Consider the following 18,933-nt stretch of genomic DNA (forward strand, 5'->3'; position numbering starts at 1 on the left):
CCGGCGGCGGGCACGGCCGCCGCCCTGCGCGGTGGCCGCCCCGGGTCCCGGGGCGGCGGACGGGTGCGGGACGGTCATCAGGAGACGGCCTTGTCCCAGTTCTCGGCGAGGGTGGCGTTGGCCTTGTCGAGCTCGTCGGAGCTGGGGAAGGCCGGGGTGCCCTCGACCTCGGGCAGCTTGGCGACGAAGGTCTTGTCGGCGGTGCCGTCCTCGGTCATGGCGGGCAGCAGCACCGGGCGGGCGTAGCCCTTGAGCCAGAGGTTCTGGCCCTCGGCGCTGTAGAGGTACTCCATCCACAGGCGGGCGGCGGCCGGGTGCGGGGCCTCCTTGTTGATGGCCTGCGAGTAGAACTGGGCGTAGACGCCGTCGGCCGGTACGGAGACCTTCCAGTCGACGCCCTTGCCCTTGAACTGGTCGGCATACCCGGCGTTCAGGTAGTCCCAGTCGATGCTGATCGGCGTCTCGCCCTTCTCGACGGTCGCCGGGGTGGACTCGACGGGGATGAAGTTGCCGCTCTTCTTCAGCTTCCCGAAGAAGTCGATGCCGGGCTGGATGTCCCCGAACGACCCCTTGTTGGCGAGGGAGGCCGCGTACACGCCGCCGAACGCGGAGCCGGACTTGGTCGGGTTGCCGTTGAGGGCGACCTTGCCCTTGTATTCGGGCTTCAGCAGGTCCGCGAAGGTCTCGGGGCAGGTCTTGATGCGGGCGGCGTCGCAGCCGATGGAGACATAGCCGCCGTAGTCGTTGTACCAGCGGCCGTCCGCGTCCTTCTGGCTGTCGGGGATCTTGTCCCAGGCGGTGACCTTGTACGGGGCGAAGAGGTTCTCGGCGGCGCCGCTGCGGGCGAAGGCGATGCCGAGGTCGAGGACGTCGGGGGCGCGCTTCTGGCCCTTGCGGGACTTGACGGCGGCTATCTCGTCGGAGCTGGAGGCGTCCGGGGTCTCGCTCTTGATCTTGACCTTGTACTTCGCCTGGAAGGCCTTGATGACCTCGCCGTAGTTCGCCCAGTCCGGCGGCAGGGCGATCACGTTCAGCTCGCCCTCCTTCTCGGCGGCGGCGACCAGCTTCTCCAGCCCGCCGAAGTCGGCGACCGAGGTGGCCTCGGTGGACTTCACCCCGTTCACCCCGGTCGCGGCCTTCTCCTCGGGTGCGGCGCCGCAGGCGGTGAGCGCGGTGAGGGCGGCGGTGGAGAGGGCGAGCGCGGCAACGGCACGGCCGTTGGCGCGGATACGGGGGCGGGGTCGGGCTCTGCGCACGGTGTGTCTCCCGGGAGCGAAGTGAGTGCCACTTGTTCATACAAGCTGGCATCAGTTCGCCCGGCTCAGGTGTCCGGGGAGTTAACGTCCGATGTCCGGTGCGGCAAGAGACGAGGAAGAGGAAAGCCCGTCATATCGGGGTTGTGGTAGATACGGAACCGTGTGCGGCGACGGTTCGAGGGGGCGTTAGAGTGAGCTTCCGGACTGTGGCGCACCTACCTGCCTGTGCACAGCCCGGATCCGTATCAGCCGACCGACGGGGGGCGCGTGGGCCGTTCACGCTACGAGGAGATCGCCGAGTCGCTGCGGCAGGCGATCCGGAGCGGCGTCCACCCGCCGGGCTCCCGACTGCCGTCCGAGAGCGACCTCGCCGCCCGCTGGGAGGCCTCGCGCGGCACGGTCCGCCAGGCGGTGGCGCTGCTGGCCTCCGAGGGCCTGATCGGCTCCCGGCAGGGCGCCCGCCGGGTGGTCCTGCGCCAGGAGCGCCGGCAGAGTTTCGAGCAGCTCAACAGCTTCGCCCAGTGGGCGCGGGCGATGGGCTGCGAGGTCTCCAGCCGCATCCTGACCCGCACCACCCGCCCCGCGACCGACGAGGAGGCGGCCCGCCTGGACACCGCCCCGGGCAGCGAGGTGCTGTACGTCCTGCGCCTGCGGCACCTGGACGGCGAGCCGGTGATGGTCGAGCGGACGGCGTACGCGCCATGGGTGGCCCCGACGGTCCGCGCGCTGCCGGAGGACTGCGTCTCGATCATGGACAGCATCGCGGAGCGGGCGGACGTCGTGGCCCACCACGGCGAGCACCTGATCGACGCGGTCGCGGCGGGCAGCGAGGACGCCCGGCTGCTGCGGATCCGCCGGGCCAGCCCGCTGCTGCGGCAACGCCATCTGACGTACACGGCGGCGGGCCGGGCCATCGAGTGGACGGACGACCGCTACCGGGCGGGCAGCGTCGTCTTCAACGTGATGAACAGCGCGGCGGCGGCGCCGTTGGAGCGGCGGGCGGGGCCGAGCGTCGCAGGGTGAGAGCTCACCCCGGGCCCAGGGCAGGTACGGCCTAGCCGCCGGAGGTGTCCAGCTCCGCGTCGGCGCTGATGCCCGAGCAGTCGTAGGGGTCCTTCAGCCAGCCGTCCGGCAGGACGACCCGGTTGTTGCCCGAGGTGCGGCCGCGCGGCCCGTCGGCGCCGTCCGGCCAGGGCTGGTCGAGGTCCAGTTCGTGCAGCTGGCCGGCCAGCTCCTCCAGCGAGGAGGTGATCGCCAGCTTCTTGCGCATCTCGGAGCCGACCGCGAAGCCCTTGAGATACCAGGCCACGTGCTTGCGGAAGTCGATCACGCCGCGGGTCTCGTCGCCGATCCACTCCCCCAGCAGCGTCGCGTGGCGCACCATGACGTCCGCGACCTCGCGCAGGGTGGGCGCGTGGCGTTCCGTACGGCCCTCCATGGCGCTCACCAGGTCGGCGAAGAGCCAGGGCCGCCCGAGGCACCCGCGTCCGACCACCACCCCGTCGCAGCCGGTCTCCCGCATCATCCGCAGGGCGTCGTCTGCGCACCAGATGTCGCCGTTGCCGAGCACGGGGATTTCCGGGACGTGCTCCTTGAGCCGGGCGATGGCGTCCCAGTCGGCGGTGCCGCCGTAGTGCTGGGCGGCGGTGCGGCCGTGCAGGGCGACGGCGGTGACGCCCTCCTCGACGGCGATGCGGCCCGCGTCGAGGAAGGTGATGTGGTCGTCGTCGATGCCCTTGCGCATCTTGATGGTGACGGGGAGGTCACCGGCGTTGGAGACGGCCTGGTGGAGGATGGCGCGCAGCAAGGGCCGCTTGTACGGGAGTGCGGAGCCGCCGCCCTTGCGGGTGACCTTGGGGACCGGGCAGCCGAAGTTCAGGTCGATGTGGTCGGCCAGGCCCTCGTCGACGATCATCCGGACCGCCTTGCCGACGGTGACCGGGTCCACTCCGTACAGCTGGATCGAGCGCGGGGTCTCGGCCGCGTCGAAGTGGATGAGCTGCATGGTCTTCTCGTTGCGCTCGACCAGCGCCCGCGTGGTGATCATCTCGCTGACGAACAGCCCTTTGCCCCCGGAGAACTCCCGGCACAGCGTCCGGAACGGGGCGTTGGTGATGCCGGCCATCGGGGCCAGCACGACCGGCGGCTGCACGGTGTGCGGGCCGATGCGGAGCTGCGGGAGGGCGGGGGCGAGCGTGGTCATTGCTCCATTGTCGCGTACGCCGGACGGGTGGCGGTCCCGGCTGCCCCGGCCGCCCCTGGTTCGGCTTCGAGGGCGATCCGGTGCAGCCGCTCCAGCCGGGTCCGGGTCTCGGCGTCCACCGGCGGGTAGCTGACCATGCGCGGGCCGCTGAGAGGGCCGAGCCAGAGGTTGGTGTGCTCGACGTACAGCAGCCCCACGTGGGCGTTGCGGATGTACTTGGTGCGGCCCTGCTGCTCGATCACCTCATGGCGCTCCCACACCTCGCGGAACTCCGGCGACCTGGTCTCCAGCCGCCGCACCAGCGCCTTCCAGGCGGGCTCGGCCAGATGTCCGGCCATCGCGGCGCGGAACTTGGCGGCCATCGTCCGGGTGACCTCGGGCAGATCGACCACCGAGGCCCGCCAGTCGTCGTGGGTGAAGGCCAGCAGCAGGCAGTTGCGGTCCTCGGGCGGCACCGCGTCCAGGTCGCAGAGGAGCCGGGCGTAGGTGCGGTTGTACGCGAGGACGTCGTACCGGCTGTTCTGGATACAGGCCGGAATCGGGTCCAGCTGCTCCAGCATGGTCCGCAGCGCCGGGGTGACGGTGGGGCACTGGGTGCCGGGGGCCGGGTCGACGGCCTCGGCGAGCGCGAAGAGGTGGCTGCGCTCGCTCGGGTCGAGCAGCAGGGCGCGGGCGAGGGCGTCCAGCACCTGGGCGGAGACCTGGATGTCCCGGGCCTGTTCGAGCCAGGTGTACCAGGTGACCCCGACCGCCGAGAGCTGGGCGACCTCCTCGCGGCGCAGCCCGGGGGTGCGGCGGCGACGGCCCCGGACCAGGCCGACCTGTTCGGGGGTGATGCGCTCGCGGCGGCTGCGCAGGAAGGCGGCGAGCTCGTGCCGCCGGGCGTCGGACGCGGACTCCTCGCGCTCCTGTAGCTCCTGTCGCGGCTCGCGTAGCTCCTGTCGCGGCTCGCGCTCCTGTCGCTCCTCGCGGGGTGCGCGGGGTGCGCCGGTCGCGGGCGGGCGGGCAGCTGCCATGGACGTCATGCCTCCAGCGTGCCGGGCGTCCCGGCCTGTTGCCAGGTACTGCTTGTACCAGGATAAAGACACTCTGGTACCACGTTGGGATCGGCGGCACAGTCGACGGCGTGAGTGAATCATCCGTACACACATCCCTCGCGCCGGAACGGGCCACCCCCGCCACCGGCGAACCCACCGGCCCTGTCCGCCATGACCACCCCACGCCCGTGCTGGGCGCGCTCGGCCTGTTCACCGTGCTGCTGGGCGCGGCACTCCCGCTCATCGACTTCTTCATCGTGAACGTCGCGCTGCCCACGATCGACCGCGATCTGGACGCGGGCCCGGCCATGCTCGAACTGGTCGTCGCCGGCTACGGCCTCGCGTACGCCGTGCTGCTGGTCCTCGGCGGGCGGCTCGGCGACATGGTGGGCCGCAGGCGGCTGTTCCTGATCGGCATGGCGGCCTTCGGGATCACCTCGCTGGCCTGCGGGCTCGCCCCGGACGCCTGGACGCTGGTCGGCGCCCGGGTGGCGCAGGGGGCGGCCGCCGCGCTGATGCTGCCGCAGGTGCTGGCCACGATCCAGGCCGCGACGCGGGGCCCGCGCCGGGCCCGGGCGATGAGCCTGTACGGGGCGACGGCCGGGCTGTCGATGGTCGCGGGCCAGATCCTGGGCGGGGTGCTGGTCGCCGCCGCCCCGATGTCCTCGGTGTTCGGCGAGAGCGCGGGCTGGCGGTCGGTGTTCCTGGTGAACGTGCCGGTGGCGGTGGTGGGCCTGATCCTGGCCGCCCGCGCGGTCCCGGAGACCCGCTCGGACCGCCCGGCCCCCGTGGACGTACCGGGAACCCTGCTGCTCGCCCTCTCCCTGGTCACCCTGCTGGCCCCGCTGACGGAGGGCCGGGCCGCCGGGTGGCCGCTGTGGACCTGGGTCTCGCTGGCCCTGTTCCCCTTCTCCGCGTACGCCTTCTACCGGGTGGAGCGGCGGGCCGACCGGCTGGGCCGGGTGCCGCTGGTCCCGCCGAGCCTGCTGCGGCTGGACTCGCTGCGGCGAGGCCTGGCGCTGGTGGTGCCGTTCTCGATCGGCTTCGGCGGCTTCATGTTCGTGATCGCGGTGGCGCTCCAGCAGGGCCTGCGCCTCGGCCCGGCGGCGGCCGGCCTCTCGCTCGCCCCGATGGCGCTGGCCTTCTTCGGCGCCTCGCTGGCGGGCCCCCGCCTGGTACGCCGGTACGGCACCCGGGTCGTCACGGCGGGTGGGCTGATCCAGGCGGTGGGCATCGTCGTGCTGGCACTGACCGCGCACTTCGCCTGGCAGGGCCTGGGGCTGTGGGGCCTGCTGCCGGGGGTGGCGATCGCGGGCCTCGGCCAGGGCCTCCAGCTTCCCGTGCTGTTCCGGATCGTGCTCTCCGACGTACCGCCGGAGAAGGCCGGGGTGGGCGGCGGCGTGATGACGACGACGCAGCAGGCGGCGCTGGCCCTCGGGGTGGCGACGCTGGGCACCCTGTTCCTGGCGCTGGTGCCGGGCCTGGGCATGCGGGACGCGCTGGTCGTGACACTGCTGGTGCAGTTGGCGGCGGTGGCGCTGACGGTCGGGCTGAGCCTGCGGCTGCCGCGCACGGTGGCGTGAGCGGCGGGGCCGCGCACACGGCCCGTCGATCGCACGCCTACGCTGCCTGGGAGGGGCGAGCAGGTCCCCCTCTCGGACCGGAACCGGGTGACGGTTACGCGGTGGACGCCCCGTCAGCACCGTCCGGCCGGGGAAGGCGAGGAGCCGGAGCCCATCCGCTAAGGTCCCCGGGACGACGAGCCCGCGAGGTGCCGCATGGCCCATCTGTTCATCTTCGGCTGCTTCCTGCTGCTGGGTGCCGCCAGTTCGCTGGCGGCCCGCATCGGATATCGGGGCACGGTCTGCGACAGGTCCGTCGGCTACGAGGTCCCGGCAGAGGTGACGTCGGACCCGGAGCTACGGAGTCGGGCGAACAGCCTGGTGGCGTTCTGGTGCACGGGGGCCGCGATCCTCAGCCTCGCCCCGTTGGTGGTCATCGGCAGTGCCGCCCTGAGGGACGGCGGTACGTCGGTCCCCACCTGGGGGCTGGTGGCGTTCGCCGTCCACGGCCTGGTCGTGGTGACGGTGGTGGCGTACCCCTTCGAGAAGATCAAGCAGCTCGGCGCCCCCGCCGAACGCTGAGCCACGAGCCACGAGCCACGCGAGAGGCCGGGGCGCCGGGACAGGACGGACACATGCTCGATTACGACGACGAGGCCCGGCACTACGACGCGACCCGAGGCGGCGAACCGAGGGCCCGGGCCGCGGCGGACGGGGTGGAACGGCTCCTGCCGCAAGGGGCGTGCACGATCCTGGACATCGCGTGCGGCACGGGCATCGTGACCGAACGGCTGCGGCGTCCGGAGCGGACGGTGGTGGGCGTCGACCGTTCGCCGGGCATGCTGGGCCTCGCCGCACGCCGGTTGCCGGGAGGCGTCGTACGCGGCGACGCCACAGCACTGCCTTTCGCGTCGAGGACGGTGGACGCCGTCGTGATCGTCTGGCTGCTGCATCTGCTCCCGGACCCGACACCCGTACTGGTCGAGGCGGCCAGGGTGCTGCGGCCCGGCGGGGTGCTGATCACCACGGTCGACAAGAACGACGCGTACTTCACCGGGGACAGCGACATCGCCGAGGCCACGGCGGACCTGCGACGCGCGTACGCGCCCCGGGTGCCCGACCGGTCCACATGGGTGCTCGACCGGGCGGCGGAACTGGGGTTGAGCATGGCCGGCCGGACGGTGTTCCCCGGCACGGGGCAGGGCCGCAGCCCTCGCGGGTGGCGCGAGGCGATCGAGGCGGGCGACATCTTCTGGTGCACCCACGCACCCCGGGACCGGGTGGCCTACGTGTGCCGCCGACTCGCCGCACTCCCGGACCAGGACACGCCCCGCCCGGACCCGATGTACCGCCTGATCGCCAGTCAGAAGACAGAAGTCAGAAGACGGACAGCCCGGTGAGCGTGGTGAAGCGGTCGAGGGCCGACACACCCGCCACCGAGTTGCCGCGCCGGTCGAGGCCCGGGCTCCACACGCACAGGGTGCACACACCGGGCACGATGGCGATGATCCCGCCGCCGACACCGCTCTTGCCGGGCAGCCCCACCCGATAGGCGAACTCTCCGGCCGCGTCGTACGTCCCACAGGTGAGCATCACCGCGTTGACCTGCTTCGCCTGGCTGCGGGTCAGCAGCGCCGTGCCGTCGGCCCGGACGCCGTGCCGGGCCAGGAACCCGGCGGAGAGGGCCAGGTCGGCGCAGGACGCCTCGATCGAGCACTGCCGGAAGTAGGCGGAGAGCAGTTCGGGGACCGGGAGCGTGATGTTGCCGTAGGAGGCCATGAAGTGGGCCAGCGCGGCGTTGCGGTCACCGAAGGCCGCTTCGGAGGCGGCGACCTCCGGCATGAAGTCGATGGCCGCGTTCCCGCTCTCCGATCGCAGCAGCTCCCGCACCTGGCCGGCCGCGTCCCCGGTGAGCGCCTGCAGCCGGTCGGTCACCACCAGGGCCCCGGCGTTGATGAACGGGTTCCGGGGGATCCCGTTCTCGTACTCCAGCTGCACCAGGGAGTTGAAGGGGTTGCCCGAGGGCTCGCGGCCCACGCCCCGCCAGAGCTGTTCGCCGTCCAGGGAGAGCGCCAGGGCCAGGGCGAACACCTTGGTGATGGACTGCGTGGAGAACGGCTGCTGCCAGTCGCCGACCCCGTAGACGGTCCCGTCCGGCTCCGCGACGGCCATGCCGAACCGCCGGGGGTCGGCTCCGGCGAGCATCGGTATGTAGTCGGCGGGGCTGCCGTGGTCGTCGAGTGCAGCCATCTCCTCGGCTATGCGGCTGATGACGGCGCCGAAGCGGTGCGAGCCGGCGCTCGGGGCGGCGCTCGGGGCTGCGCTGCCCGCCCGAGGGGCGGCGGAGGCGTGGGACACGGCGTTTTCCTGACGGGGAGGCGGAGCGGGGAGCCCTGCGGGCGGGAGACCGTCCACAGTCTGACCCGCCCACCGGAAGCAGCCAAAAACACCTCCGTCACCACGCTCCACACGCCGCGCGCCACGCACCGTACGGGTTCGGGCTCAGCCCGCCGACGGCGGTGCGCCGGTCGGGGCTCCGCTGGGCGGCTGCCCACCCCCGCCCGGGCCCCCGCCGCTGCCGCCATCCGGCCCTCCGCCCGATCCTCCTTCCGGCCCTCCTCCCGGGGCGTTGCCTCCGGTGGGTTCGGTGCTGGTGTCGATGGGCACGGTCAGGGTCGCCGTGTAGCCGGCTTTCGGGGATCCGGTGGTGGCGGCGAGCTGGTGGACCCCGCCGTCGTCCCCGAAGACGTTGTCGGTCTTGAGGGTGAGCTGGGCGAGGTTCTCGACGGAGGACTCGTATCCGGCCGTGGCGAAGGCGCTGTCGCAGGCCTTCTTGGGGAGCGCCAGCTGTGAGGTCGACAGGCGCTTGTCGTAGTCGGTGACGGAGTCGAGGTCGGGGTAGATCTCGAAGTGCACATGCGGCCAGCGTCCCGGGTAGCAGGCGGGGAAGACGCTGACGAACTTCACCCGGCCCTGGTTGTCCGCCACCTGTACGCCGCGGAGGTAGTTCTCGTTCTCGACCCCTTCGGAGTACAGCGAGTACTTGCCGTCCCGGTCGCACTGCCAGGCGTAGACGGCCGCGCCGGCCATCGGCTCGCCGCCTTCGACGATGTCCAGCACGGTGAGTTCGAAGGTGAAGGGGATTCCCTCGGCCGTCGCGCTGGAGTCTCCGAAGCTCGACCGGATGTCCTGGCGGACGATGCCGTCCTTGTCCAGGACATTGACTCCGTTCGTTCCGTCGGCTGGGTACGGACCGTTCGTCTCATCGGGGATCTCGGTCAGCGAGGAGGCCGAGGAGGCCGCCGGGGCTGAGGAGGAGGCCGATGCGGAGGCGCGGTTCGCGGACGTGGAGCCCGAGCCGCACGCCGCCAGAGCGGCCATACCGCCGACCCCGCCGAGGAGGCCCAGGACCCTTCTGCGCGAGTGCAGGGTGCCGAGGTCGAACCGCAGGCCCTGATCGACGACCTCTTCCCCCGGATGTGGCAGCAGACGCCCTTCGTAGGCGGGGCCTCCGGGCGTCATGCCGGGTTTCGGCTTCCTCATCGCGTGCCTTCCGTCAGCGGTGCCGGGACGACGGGTACGTCGGCCCGCTGCCCACCCTCGCCGCTGAACCCATGACGGGCCTCGGCACCGCCTGTGCGCACCCTGAGAACGGCCGCCGCCGGGGCAGTTGTTCCTGTGGTTCGCCCGGTCCAGCCGTTCAGGGTGAACGGAGCACCGCCCGTCAGGTCACGCGGTGCTGGGCCGGTCGAGGCGGGCCACCCCCCAGGCCGCCTCGATCATTCGGAAGACCTCGTCCACCGCCGCCTCCGGATCGGCCGCCTCGCGGGCCAGCGCGTACGCGTCGATCACGAAGCGGGCGATGGTACGGCAGGCGATCAACGTCTCCGGCACGCCGAGGTCGGCGGCGAGGGCCGCGGCCAGCGAATCCGCGTGGCGCAGCCGCATCGACTCCTCGTACTCCCGCAGCGCCGGGGACGACTGGATCATGTTCCAGACCGGGGCGGCCCCGGGCGCCGTGCAGTGGCGCACCAGGGCGTGGACCTCGCGACGGAGCGAGGGGATCAGCGGCTCGTCCGGCGCACGGTCGGCCACCGCTCTCAGGAGACCCTGCTCGAAGCCCGGGTCCTGCTCGAAGACCAGCGCTTCCTTCGAGGCGAAGTGGGAGAAGAGCGTGGTGACCGCCACGTCGGCCTCGGCGGCCACGTCACGGATGCCCACGGCCTCGTAACCGCGTTCCAGGAAGAGGCGCAGAGCGGTGTCGGCGATCTTCTGGCGGGTCGCGGCCTTCTTGCGTTCGCGGCGGCCGGTCTGCTCGGTCATGACGTGACGCTACCAAATCCGCATACGTAACCGATCCAAAAAGCTAACCGTTAGTGTTACGGTCGGCCGCATGAAGAAAGTGAGCTTCGCCGCGTTCGGCGGCCCCGATGTCCTCCGCCTCGTCGATGCCGAGGAGCCCCACGCGGGCCCCGGCCGCATACGCGTCTCCGTGCGCGCGGCGGGGGTGAACCCCGTCGACTGGCGGCTGCGCGAGGGGCAGGTCCTGGGCGCGCACCCGATCTCGCTGCCGTCAGGGGTGGGGATCGATGCCGCCGGGGTGGTGGACGAGGTCGGCGAGGGCGTCGAGGGGGTGGAGATCGGCGACCACGTCTTCGGCGAAGGGGCCGACACCTACGCCGAGTTCACCGTGCTGTCGGCCTGGGCCCGGATGCCCGAGGGCCTGACGTTCGAGGAGGCGGCCGGCTACCCGTCCGTGGTGGAGACCGCGCTGCGCGTCCTCCGCGAGGTCGGCGTACGGCCCGGAGAGACGTTGCTGGTCAGTGGCGCGTCCGGCGGAGTCGGTTCGGCGGTGCTGCAGATCGCCCGCGACCGCGGCATCCCGGTGATCGGCACGGCGGGGGCCGCCAACCAGGACTACCTGCGCGACCTGGGCGCGCTCGCCACGACGTACGGCGAAGGCTGGGTCGAGCGGGTGCGGCGGCTCGGCCCGGTCGACGCGGCCCTCGACCTGGCGGGCTCGGGCGTGATTCCCGAACTGGTCGAGCTGACCGGTGATCCGGCGAAGGTCGTCTCCATCGCCGACCTGGAAGCGCCGCGGTTCGGCGTACGGTTCTCCGGTGTGGCGGGCAGCGTGCCGGACGCGCTGGCCGAGGCCGCCGCGCTGATCGCGCGCGGCAGGCTGCACATCCCGGTCGAGAAGTCCTACGCGCTCGGCGATGCGGCGGCCGCGCACGCCGACAGCCGGACGGGGCACGCCCGGGGCCGCCGCGTCATGGTCATCTGACACGGAGATCGGCACATGCCCGAAGGAACCACGACGACCACGCTCGACGGAGCACTGACCCGCCTCGTCCCGACCACGGAGGACGATCTCGACCTGCTGGCCGGGTGGTTCGCCTCACCGGACTTCGTCGCGTACTGGGGCGGCGTACCGCTGTCGCGCGCCGAGGTGGCCGAGAAGTACGTCGGCCGGCGTCGGCCGCGGGTGCAGTCCTATCTCGTGCTGGCCGAGGGCACCCCGGTGGGCTACGCCCAGTTCTGGCACGCCGACGCAGCTGAGGACGGCACTGAGAACGGCACCGAGGACCGCACCGAAGGCGGCATGGAGGGCGGCATCGACCTGGTGCTTCAACCGGCTTCGCAGGGACGGGGGTTGGGCCCGGACGCCACACGGGTGCTCCTGGCGCACTTGGGCGGGGAGCTCGGCTGGCGGCGCGTGACCGTCGATCCCGTACGCGAGAACGTACGGGCTGTACGTGCCTGGGAGAAGGCGGGATTCCGGCAGGTGCCGAGCGAAACCGGGGAACTGCTCCTGGAGTTCCGCTTCCCCGAAGGCCGTCGGCGCTGACCACGCCCTCTGTCCACGACCTCTGTCCACGACCGCTGACCACGACACCACCACCGCCGATGCCCCATCGTGATGCGCGGCTGTACAACCCCGCATGGACACCGGCTGTCTGTAAAGCGTCCGGAGGGTTGAGCCTCCGGCGTCTTTCCGTACGGAGATCGGGGATCAGGTGGGGAAGCAGGTCTGGAGAGCCGTCGTAGCCGGTGGGGCGGCGGCGGTGTTCACGGCCGTGGCGGCGGTGCCGGCCGGGGCGGCCGAGGGCGGGGTCGCGTTCAGCCGGGTCCAGGTGAACGGCGGCAAGCCGATCGTCATCGGGACGACGAAGGAGGTCGCGGTGCCCGCGTCCTTCCGGATGGCGACCACCCACAAGTGGAAGTTCCCGGCGGTGTTCCTGTACCGCAGCGGCGGCGATGACCGACTGTGGCACGCCATCGAGACGAGCGACTGCATCAAGGTGAGCGCGGGCGTCTGCGACTTCAACGAGAGGATGTACTTCGACCCGAGCGTGTGGGACATGCGCAACAGCGAGGCCGGGGCCTGGAAGGTCGGGGCCGAGGTGTCCTTCAAGGGGGGCGGCGGTGACGTCGACGCCAAGGGACTGACCATCCACGTCAAGCGCAACTCCCGCCTGACCGTCAACGCCTCGCCCGAACCGGTGGCCAAGGGCAAGACGATCACCGTGACCGGAAAGGTCACCCGGGCGAACTGGGAGACCAGAAAATACGCGGCGTACGAAGGCCGGCATGTGAGCCTGCAGTTCAAGCCTTCCAGCTCCTCCTCGTACACCACGGTGAAGAAGGTCTACGCGAACGGCTCGGGCAACCTCAAGACGACCGTGAAGGCCTCCAAGACAGGCACCTGGCGCTGGTCGTACGGCGGCAACACCACCACCGGGCCGTCGAAGTCGTCCGGTGACAACGTCGTGGTGAAGTGACACCCGTCCGTACCCGGCGGGCCGGCGGGAGCCTGCCCGCCGGGTACGGGTACGGGTACGGGTACGGACACGGCCTAGGGTGGCCCCTCATGGACCACCACCCCACCGATACCCTGCTGCCGTTGCTGGAGTTGCGGTGCTCCGCCGACGAGATACGGCTCCCCGGCGAACTCACGTCGTCAAGCCCTCACGAGAACGCTCCCGGCGCGGTCGTGAACACCTATGCGGTCGACGGCGGCCGTCTGCTTCTCACTCTCTGGCGCGGCCGGCTGCACGAGGTGACCTACCAGACCCCGGCGGAGTCCGGAGAGGACGCGGCGCGGCGCAACGACCGGCTGTTCGCGCACTACGGACAGGGCGAGGGCTGGAACGAGATCCTCGACAACGGTTTCGGCAAGACCTATCGGGGCGCCGGTCAGCGGCGGTACGCGCTGTGGAGCTACGTCATGGACTTCATGACCTTCGGCACGATGGAATTCCATCAGGTCAAGTGGTAGCCGGGCAGCACCCGGCCGAAGACGAAACGTGCGGCGGCCTCGGCGGGCGTGACCGACTGGCGGCGTCCCGGCACATCGTGGACGGCGGCCGCCCCCTCGGACCGGAGCCGGTCGGCACCGGCGTCACGGCTCATCACGGTCGCGTAGGCGCGGACGTCCGCAGTGGTGAGGTCCGTGCGGCCCCGCTCGGCGTACTGCTGGAGGAGGTCGGCGACGTCCGGAGCGAAGCGCAGGGCGGTCACCGGGGCGCCGAAGCGCCGTGCGATGGCGATGAGCCGTTCCCGTGCCCGGGGCGTGACGTTCGTCGACTCGGCGATCACGCTGCGCCCGGCGGCGAGCCGGGCGACGATCCGGCGGTCGCGCTCCTCGAAGATCCGCGCGTCTGCCGCATCCGTCGCGCCCGCCCCATCCGCCCCATCCGCCGCGCCGGGATCCGTCGGCTCCGGCCCCCGTCCCGCATCACCGAACAGCTCCGCGCGGATCTCGTCGCTGGACACCACGGCCTCCGCCTCGATCTGCCCCCGCTCGACCAGCGCCCGGACGAAGCTCGTCTTGCCGGAGGCGGGCGGGCCGACGAGGACGACGAGTCCGGCCGGAATCGGGATCGCGGACGGGCGGCCATCGGGGCGGAGGACGCCGCCTGCGCGGTCCGGTGAGTTCTTCGGCACGAGCCCCATCCTGCCGGGTACGGCGGCGGATCGGCCATGTCCGGTGGAGAGGACCGCGCCGAACCCCGCCTGGCAGGATGACGCCGCGCGGGTCCACGGCCGCGGCTTCGACGAGAACCTGACCGACGCCAGGAGCGCCTCAACGCCTACATCGCGCACGGCGCTCTCCTGATTCAGCCGCAAGGAGTCCGGGACGAAAGGACGCTGACGAGCACCGAGTTGGCGTCCTGGCTGGTGATCGTGTCGGGCGTGCACACAGCACTGCTCACGGCGTCCGCCGTGTCGCGTCGCACTCCCAGCCGCCGGTGGTCGGCGCCCTCGCCTGCCTCTCTCGTCGCAGCTTGGCTCGCCTGCGGTACATCGGATGCGCGTACCCACTGACACCGGTGCCGAATTGCCGAAGGCGGCACCGCTGGAAGGGCACCCCCTTAGACTCACTGGGCGACGGCGAGGAGACGGGGCACATGCTCGGCAACGGTCAGCAAAGAGATGGCAAAGCAGCCGAGTAAAGGCAGGTCACGAAGGGTTTTCTCCGCGCGAGCGGAGGTGTGCCGTGCCGACCGAGGTCATCTGAGCGTCTGCTGTAGTTTTCTCCGCGCGAGCGGAGGTGTGCCGCCCACGGACTGGGCGCGAGGGGCTGATTCTGGGTCTTCTCCGCGCGAGCGGAGGTGTGCCGGATGGCACTGCGATGACGAATTCGCTGGCGCCGTTTTCTCCGCGCGAGCGGAGGTGTGCCGCCCTGCTCGCGCACTTTCAGGGCAACGCTAGAGTTTTCTCCGCGCGAGCGGAGGTGTGCCGCAGATCGTTCCCGGACTGGTGCTCGACGAGACGTTTTCTCCGCGCGAGCGGAGGTGTGCCGCTCCCGGGTCAGGACGGGGCCGCCGGACTGGAGTTTTCTCCGCGCGAGCGGAGGTGTGCCGTCCTCCCCCGGACCCGGCACATCCCGGTCCCGGTTCTCTCCGCGCGAGCGGAGGTGTGCCGGTGACGGAGTCCTCGCCGCCGATGCTGATCTCGTTCTCTCCGCGCGAGCGGAGTTGTGCCCCGGTTCCTCTCCACGCGTCGCCCGACTCGTCACGACCGCCTGCCCACCGTGGCCCCTGCCCTTCGTCGGCCGGGCCACATGTCGTCGTACGCGGCGTCCATGAACTCCTTCTGCGGCTCACGCAGCGCGGAAGCGTCGCTCACCTCGCCCCGGGCAGCCTCGGCAAGACGGAACGCATAGCGATAGGTGGCGCCCCGCAGCCCCTCGCTCCTGGCGGCCAGGTCGATCTCCGCCTGTGCGAGCCAGAGTTCGTCGACGAGCAGCACCAACTCATCACCGACCGGCCTGCCGCCTCGTGGGCCCCGGGGCCGTTGGGGCCGTCGGTACACCCACGGAGACACGTGCCCTCGGTCATCCCGGATCGCGGACCGCTTCCACCGCCTCCCGGACATCCGGGTGCGGGTCGTCGGCCAGGCCGTCCAGCAGTTCGGCGACACCGGGAGTGGTCCAACGGGCGACCGCCCACACCAACTCCTCCCGCACCCCGGGGTCGGGGTGGGCGGCGAGGCCCCTCAACCGGTCGACCGGGCCGCGCCGACGCATGCCGAACCAGTGCAGGGCCTCCCGCAGCGCGGCCGGGTCGCCGGAGTCACCGGCCTCGACCCGGGCGAGCAGCACCTTGACGGGCGGCGGCGGACCGTCCAACGGATGCGGCAGCCGCTCGCGCAGGCGCCGCGCACCGTACCCGCCACGCACGCGGCACCCGAAACAGGTGCAGGGGCGCACACCGTGTGCGTCCGGCATATACCGCCAGCCAGCGACCTGCGGTGCGGTGCGGATCCGGTGCACTTCGCGCGGCCGGATCGCCCGGGGCACGAAGACCTCCCATCCGCGCGGGTCCTCCAGCGCCGCGATCCGCCGTACCGACTCCGCAGCGGAAACGGTGACCTGGGCATCGCGCGCCCGGTCGGTATAGCGCCCGACCAGCACGTCCTCGGCGTCGTCGAGTCGCACATGGACGGCCACCAGCCCACCCCGACTGCCGAACCGGGCGAGCTCGCGCAGCCATTGGTGGGTGAGGGTGTACGACGGCAGCACCGGAAAGCAGTAGACGCCCCGCGCGCCACCCTGCCCATGGCCGGCAGCCCGGATCCCGGACCGCCGGATGCGCGGTGCGTTCGCCGCTGAGGTCAGGTGCACGAACATCGCCATGGCACGAGATGCTAGTCACCGGCCCGAATCGTCGGACGGCTCCGACGGGTCGGCGATGCGACGAGGCCCGTCAGGGTCGATCCGACTCATGGTGTCAGCCCTTGTTCGTTGCGATCTGCCACCGACCGTCTATGCACTCATGGGTCGCCTTGCTGTTCTGATAAAAATGGCGAATTTCTGCCCTACAATGTAAACAGCTTCGACAATCGATGGGCACCTGAAGGGGGCACTGTTCCGGGACGCGAGCATCTATAAGCCTCGATTCGTCTCGTTCAGGCTGATTCCCTCGTCAAGTGCCTCGCGTATGAGCAAGCAGTTCGTGCTCGAGCAGGTCAGTCATATCTCGTGTCGGTGGAGGCAAAGTGACCCAGGAGCACGTCAGCCAGACATGGCAACGTATCGAATCTTGGCTTCGCGAATGCGCGCCCGCCACGTATGGCGCCCTTCCTCCACCCGCTACGCGGGAGGAGATAGCAGCGGCGGAAAACGATCTGGGGCTGACACTTCCAACAGAGTTGGCCGACTCACTGCTCTGCCACAATGGAAGCGACCCCATGCGCCTCCCTCCTGTCTATGTACTTCTCGGGACTCGTTCGATTGTCGACCATCAACAGCTGCAGGTCGAAATCGAGAACGAGACACGACAGGAATACCTAGCGCAGGATATCCCCTTGGAAATAGATGGAATTCACGCGCGCTGGCACCCCGAGTGGATCGCGTTCGCTTCTGATGACGGAGGGGGGTATCTGGCCATCGACGATCGCCCCGGCATGCGGCGTGGGCGAATAGGTTCCCGCGACGAGATCGGTGAAATTTCTTTTCCTCCAGATCATGCGTGGGGAAGCCTCTCCAGCTTCCTGCAGGCAGCAGCAGATGCGCTGGAAACGGGCGATCCTTTCAGTGGCTTCAGGCGCACCGTCGATGACAGTGGAAGATTGGGCTGGGACCGCGTTGCCGACCGAGGTTGAAGGCGCGGCGTCGTAGAGGCAGGCGGCTCCCCGGCCCGGACGCCCGAAGACGCCGGTGGTGTGAGCAGCCGCAGCCGGTCCACAGGAACCGGGAGGGGCTCAGGCACTCAAGCGCCGTATGTGCAGGTGGCCATCGAGGGGGAAGGAAGGCGGCGTCGCGGGCAGGACGCTGTCGAAGTCGTATCGGCTCTTCTGCGCAACCCGGCACGACGCCAAGTTGTCCACCTGGTGCAGGAGTTCAAGACGCTCCAGCCCGTCGGCTCCGAAGGCGTCGAAGGCCCAGCTGGTGAGTGCCTCCAGAGCGCGGGGGGCCACTCCCAGCCCGCGAGCGTGCGCCGCGGTCCAGTAGCCCACCTCGGCCGCCGGTTTGCCGTGGGCGACATCCTTGAGGACCACATTGCCCACCAACTGTTCGCGCCCTGCAGCGGGTTGTGCCTCAAGGACGGCGAAGCCGAACCTGTCCCCCACTGCCCAGCCCCGCTGCTGGGCCTGCGCCCACCGTGCCCCGTCAGCATCGTCGTCCACGGCAGAGGCCGCCCACTGGCGCAACGCGGGATCCTGGCTCACCTCGACCAGTGCGGCAACGTCCGCCATGCGCCAGGGGCGAAGAACGAGAGCGGGAGAGGCCGACGTCGCGGCCACCTGAAGTACGACGGGGGCATTCATGAACTCATCATGTGCGGCAGTGCTTTCAGCCGACACCGACCACGTCCGGCCCTTGTCGCCTTGCGACCGCACTGTCATCGCGGTGTCCGGACGCGCAGAGCCTGGACGGACCAGTCGAGCACGGGAGCCAGACTCTCCGGGGCCGGCCAGCCGTTGACCACCGCGAGCAGCCGGAGGTACCGCTCCCTGCGGGGGTCGTTCACGCTCTCCAGCCGAGTCGCCAGCAGGCGGCGAAGCTCGACGTCGTCGGGGCGGCCGAGGAGGCGCGCGTAGTGCGCCGTGAACGCCGCGACGATCGGATCGGCCTGGGGCGAGGCCGGGTCAATGCCGGTGGTCAAGGCCGGGCCGGCCTCGTCGCGGACGGCGGCGGCGATGTCGCGGCGTGGGACCGTCGTGTCGCTTCGGGCCTGCTCGACTGCCGTGTCCTCGACCATCCGCCGCACCATGGCGCGGAAATCCGGGTCCATCGCCAGTTCAGCCAACTCCACCCACGCCTGGACCTGTTCCGCGTCCGGGTTGTCGGGCAGCTCGGGGGTCATCGAGCGCATGGCAGCCGCGAATGCGGGGGCGGCGGGGGTGGCGTCAAGACCGCCGAAGACGGCGTCGAGGAAATCGCCGATCAGACGTCGGCGTTCGTCCTGGGAAAGCTGGGCCAGCCGGTGCATCAGTTCCGTCTCCTCCGGTGTGGACCCGCGCTCGGCCACCGCCGTCAGCACCGCGCGCCGCATGCGCAGGACCCGGATCTGCACCGCCAGTGCTTCGGCGTGCGCCGCGGCGACCTCGGGAAGCGAGAGCTCGCGGTCCACGACCTTGCGGATCGTGGGAAGGTCCAGTCCCAGCTCGCGCAGGGTCCGTACGAGGTCCAGGCGTGCGGCAGCATCGATGTTGTAGAGGCGGTAGCCGGCCGGGCTGCGGTCCGTCGGCGCCACGATTCCGCGATCGGAGTAGAACCGAATGGTCTTGACCGTGAGCCCCGTCCGCCGGGCCAGCTCGCCGATCGAGTAGAGCGTGTCGCCGTTCATGCCCCCACCTTTGCGTCTCCCCCTACTGGAGACTCAAGCCCCTCCGCCTGCCGGCAGCCAACCACTCCTCGTCCA

The 18,933-nt window shown here is 70.9% G+C and carries 20 protein-coding genes; 9 read left to right on the plus strand and 11 right to left on the minus strand.

The genetic code is table 11. The features are described 5' to 3' along the window. Positions 1-77: 77 nt before the first annotated feature. Entirely contained in the window at positions 78-1,256 is a 1,179-nt protein-coding gene (locus G3I54_RS06195) for an extracellular solute-binding protein (RefSeq protein WP_137233313.1), read from the minus strand. Between the two features lie 267 nt (positions 1,257-1,523). Here G3I54_RS06195 and G3I54_RS06200 point away from each other — a divergent pair, with 267 nt between their 5' ends. Continuing rightward, on the plus strand, positions 1,524-2,279 hold the full coding sequence (locus tag G3I54_RS06200; RefSeq protein ID WP_164611945.1) for a GntR family transcriptional regulator: 756 nt from the start codon (positions 1,524-1,526) through the stop codon (positions 2,277-2,279). A 31-nt stretch (positions 2,280-2,310) separates the two neighbouring features. On the opposite strand, the gene dusB is transcribed toward G3I54_RS06200, so the two are convergent. Continuing rightward, the gene (gene dusB, locus G3I54_RS06205; protein WP_164611947.1) at positions 2,311-3,459 is read right to left on the minus strand and encodes a tRNA dihydrouridine synthase DusB; all 1,149 of its coding nucleotides are present in this window, start codon (positions 3,457-3,459) and stop codon (positions 2,311-2,313) included. Continuing rightward, on the minus strand, positions 3,456-4,484 hold the full coding sequence (locus tag G3I54_RS06210) for a helix-turn-helix domain-containing protein (protein WP_239144256.1): 1,029 nt from the start codon (positions 4,482-4,484) through the stop codon (positions 3,456-3,458). Before G3I54_RS06210 ends, dusB begins: the two co-directional genes overlap by 4 nt. A 200-nt stretch (positions 4,485-4,684) precedes the next feature. On the opposite strand from G3I54_RS06210, the gene G3I54_RS06215 reads away from it, so the two are divergent. The 3 genes from G3I54_RS06215 to G3I54_RS06225 all read left to right on the plus strand — a co-directional run bounded on the left by G3I54_RS06215 (position 4,685) and on the right by G3I54_RS06225 (position 7,458). Beyond that, a complete protein-coding gene (locus tag G3I54_RS06215; protein ID WP_164612113.1) occupies positions 4,685-6,079 on the plus strand; it encodes an MFS transporter in 1,395 nt (464 codons plus the stop codon). A 195-nt stretch (positions 6,080-6,274) separates the two neighbouring features. Next, a complete protein-coding gene (locus tag G3I54_RS06220; protein WP_164611949.1) occupies positions 6,275-6,640 on the plus strand; it encodes a hypothetical protein in 366 nt (121 codons plus the stop codon). 53 nt (positions 6,641-6,693) lie between these two features. Next, positions 6,694-7,458, plus strand: a complete 765-nt coding sequence (locus G3I54_RS06225) for a class I SAM-dependent methyltransferase (RefSeq protein ID WP_164611952.1) — start codon at positions 6,694-6,696, stop codon at positions 7,456-7,458. Here G3I54_RS06225 and G3I54_RS06230 read toward each other — a convergent pair. From G3I54_RS06230 to G3I54_RS06240, 3 genes are all read right to left on the minus strand, one after another. Next, positions 7,436-8,416 carry a glutaminase gene (locus G3I54_RS06230; protein ID WP_164611954.1) on the minus strand — a complete coding sequence of 327 codons (981 nt, stop codon included), beginning with the start codon at positions 8,414-8,416 and terminating at the stop codon, positions 7,436-7,438. The two genes, G3I54_RS06225 and G3I54_RS06230, sit on opposite strands and share 23 nt — an antisense overlap. Positions 8,417-8,560: 144 nt before the next feature. Further along, entirely contained in the window at positions 8,561-9,601 is a 1,041-nt protein-coding gene (locus tag G3I54_RS06235) for a 3,4-dioxygenase subunit beta (protein WP_239144257.1), read from the minus strand. A gap of 186 nt (positions 9,602-9,787) precedes the next feature. Next, positions 9,788-10,381, minus strand: a complete 594-nt coding sequence (locus G3I54_RS06240) for a TetR/AcrR family transcriptional regulator (RefSeq protein ID WP_164611956.1) — start codon at positions 10,379-10,381, stop codon at positions 9,788-9,790. 70 nt (positions 10,382-10,451) lie between these two features. Here G3I54_RS06240 and G3I54_RS06245 point away from each other — a divergent pair, with 70 nt between their 5' ends. The 4 genes from G3I54_RS06245 to G3I54_RS06260 all read left to right on the plus strand — a co-directional run bounded on the left by G3I54_RS06245 (position 10,452) and on the right by G3I54_RS06260 (position 13,340). Further along, positions 10,452-11,345, plus strand: coding sequence for an NADP-dependent oxidoreductase (locus G3I54_RS06245; protein WP_164611958.1), 894 nt, complete (start codon positions 10,452-10,454; stop codon positions 11,343-11,345). A gap of 15 nt (positions 11,346-11,360) precedes the next feature. Then, the gene (locus G3I54_RS06250; RefSeq protein ID WP_164611960.1) at positions 11,361-11,909 is read left to right on the plus strand and encodes a GNAT family N-acetyltransferase; all 549 of its coding nucleotides are present in this window, start codon (positions 11,361-11,363) and stop codon (positions 11,907-11,909) included. A 169-nt stretch (positions 11,910-12,078) separates the two neighbouring features. Continuing rightward, entirely contained in the window at positions 12,079-12,843 is a 765-nt protein-coding gene (locus G3I54_RS06255) for a hypothetical protein (RefSeq protein WP_164611962.1), read from the plus strand. An 89-nt stretch (positions 12,844-12,932) separates the two neighbouring features. Beyond that, on the plus strand, positions 12,933-13,340 hold the full coding sequence (locus G3I54_RS06260; protein WP_164611965.1) for a hypothetical protein: 408 nt from the start codon (positions 12,933-12,935) through the stop codon (positions 13,338-13,340). Here G3I54_RS06260 and G3I54_RS06265 read toward each other — a convergent pair. The 3 genes from G3I54_RS06265 to G3I54_RS06275 all read right to left on the minus strand — a co-directional run bounded on the left by G3I54_RS06265 (position 13,325) and on the right by G3I54_RS06275 (position 16,202). Beyond that, entirely contained in the window at positions 13,325-14,008 is a 684-nt protein-coding gene (locus tag G3I54_RS06265) for an ATP-binding protein (RefSeq protein WP_343240277.1), read from the minus strand. The genes G3I54_RS06260 and G3I54_RS06265 overlap by 16 nt on opposite strands. A 1,071-nt stretch (positions 14,009-15,079) precedes the next feature. Then, positions 15,080-15,316 carry a hypothetical protein gene (locus tag G3I54_RS06270; protein ID WP_239144258.1) on the minus strand — a complete coding sequence of 79 codons (237 nt, stop codon included), beginning with the start codon at positions 15,314-15,316 and terminating at the stop codon, positions 15,080-15,082. A gap of 85 nt (positions 15,317-15,401) precedes the next feature. Next, positions 15,402-16,202 carry a HEAT repeat domain-containing protein gene (locus G3I54_RS06275; RefSeq protein WP_203685584.1) on the minus strand — a complete coding sequence of 267 codons (801 nt, stop codon included), beginning with the start codon at positions 16,200-16,202 and terminating at the stop codon, positions 15,402-15,404. A gap of 362 nt (positions 16,203-16,564) precedes the next feature. Between G3I54_RS06275 and G3I54_RS06280 the strand changes: the two genes are divergently transcribed. Next, on the plus strand, positions 16,565-17,170 hold the full coding sequence (locus G3I54_RS06280) for an SMI1/KNR4 family protein (protein WP_164611967.1): 606 nt from the start codon (positions 16,565-16,567) through the stop codon (positions 17,168-17,170). Positions 17,171-17,269: 99 nt separating this feature from the next. On the opposite strand, the gene G3I54_RS06285 is transcribed toward G3I54_RS06280, so the two are convergent. Together G3I54_RS06285 and G3I54_RS06290 are read right to left on the minus strand one after the other, a co-directional pair. Next, entirely contained in the window at positions 17,270-17,836 is a 567-nt protein-coding gene (locus G3I54_RS06285; RefSeq protein ID WP_164611968.1) for a GNAT family N-acetyltransferase, read from the minus strand. Between the two features lie 74 nt (positions 17,837-17,910). Further along, entirely contained in the window at positions 17,911-18,858 is a 948-nt protein-coding gene (locus G3I54_RS06290; protein ID WP_164611970.1) for a MerR family transcriptional regulator, read from the minus strand. Between the last annotated feature and the right edge of the window lie 75 nt (positions 18,859-18,933).

It is taken from the genome of Streptomyces sp. SID14515 (assembly GCF_010548505.1).
Lineage (GTDB): Bacteria > Actinomycetota > Actinomycetes > Streptomycetales > Streptomycetaceae > Streptomyces > Streptomyces caviscabies.

Excerpts from the sequence above, each read along its gene's own strand:
- G3I54_RS06250 (WP_164611960.1), top strand. The coding sequence starts at position 11,361 with ATGCCCGAAGGAACCACGACGACCACGCTCGACGGAGCACTGACCCGC.
- G3I54_RS06260 (WP_164611965.1), top strand. The coding sequence starts at position 12,933 with ATGGACCACCACCCCACCGATACCCTGCTGCCGTTGCTGGAGTTGCGG.
- G3I54_RS06220 (WP_164611949.1), top strand. The coding sequence starts at position 6,275 with ATGGCCCATCTGTTCATCTTCGGCTGCTTCCTGCTGCTGGGTGCCGCC.
- G3I54_RS06235 (WP_239144257.1), bottom strand. The coding sequence starts at position 9,601 with ATGAGGAAGCCGAAACCCGGCATGACGCCCGGAGGCCCCGCCTACGAA.
- G3I54_RS06290 (WP_164611970.1), bottom strand. The coding sequence starts at position 18,858 with ATGAACGGCGACACGCTCTACTCGATCGGCGAGCTGGCCCGGCGGACG.
- dusB (WP_164611947.1), bottom strand. The coding sequence starts at position 3,459 with ATGACCACGCTCGCCCCCGCCCTCCCGCAGCTCCGCATCGGCCCGCAC.
- G3I54_RS06285 (WP_164611968.1), bottom strand. The coding sequence starts at position 17,836 with ATGAATGCCCCCGTCGTACTTCAGGTGGCCGCGACGTCGGCCTCTCCC.
- G3I54_RS06225 (WP_164611952.1), top strand. The coding sequence starts at position 6,694 with ATGCTCGATTACGACGACGAGGCCCGGCACTACGACGCGACCCGAGGC.
- G3I54_RS06210 (WP_239144256.1), bottom strand. The coding sequence starts at position 4,484 with ATGACGTCCATGGCAGCTGCCCGCCCGCCCGCGACCGGCGCACCCCGC.
- G3I54_RS06245 (WP_164611958.1), top strand. The coding sequence starts at position 10,452 with ATGAAGAAAGTGAGCTTCGCCGCGTTCGGCGGCCCCGATGTCCTCCGC.
- G3I54_RS06275 (WP_203685584.1), bottom strand. The coding sequence starts at position 16,202 with ATGGCGATGTTCGTGCACCTGACCTCAGCGGCGAACGCACCGCGCATC.
- G3I54_RS06240 (WP_164611956.1), bottom strand. The coding sequence starts at position 10,381 with ATGACCGAGCAGACCGGCCGCCGCGAACGCAAGAAGGCCGCGACCCGC.